The sequence below is a fragment of the Myroides injenensis M09-0166 genome (assembly GCF_000246945.1).
In the GTDB taxonomy this organism is placed as follows: domain Bacteria; phylum Bacteroidota; class Bacteroidia; order Flavobacteriales; family Flavobacteriaceae; genus Flavobacterium; species Flavobacterium injenense.
In genome coordinates this window covers 1-284 of record NZ_BAEX01000196.1, presented here as the reverse complement: position 1 = coordinate 284, position 284 = coordinate 1, and the positions used below count along the sequence as shown (strand labels likewise).

At 31.3% G+C, this 284-nt stretch carries 1 protein-coding gene; it reads left to right on the top strand.

Annotated elements, in window-relative coordinates; genetic code table 11:
* Positions 1–54: 54 nt before the first annotated feature.
* On the top strand, positions 55–284 hold a 230-nt coding region (locus RH98_RS15120), incomplete at its 3' end, for an ISAon1 family transposase N-terminal region protein (protein ID WP_010258216.1).

Below are 284 nucleotides of genomic sequence, written 5' to 3'. Positions count from 1 at the left end.
GGATCAACGTTAAAAGTTGGGGAGGAAATAGTAAAATAATATCTTTGTCTTATTATGGATAGCACCGAAATACTAAAACTAATCTTACCTGCTTACTTAGTAGAACACTTCAATATTACTAAAATAGAAGAATTAGAGACCAAAGTACATATCTACTTTGAAGAAAAGAATGATTATGGAAATCAGTGTCCTGAAAGACAACTTATTTCTAAAGGTTTCCATAGTATGATTACCATTGAAGACTTTCCATTACGAGGTAAATCAGTAAAACTACATGTGCAACG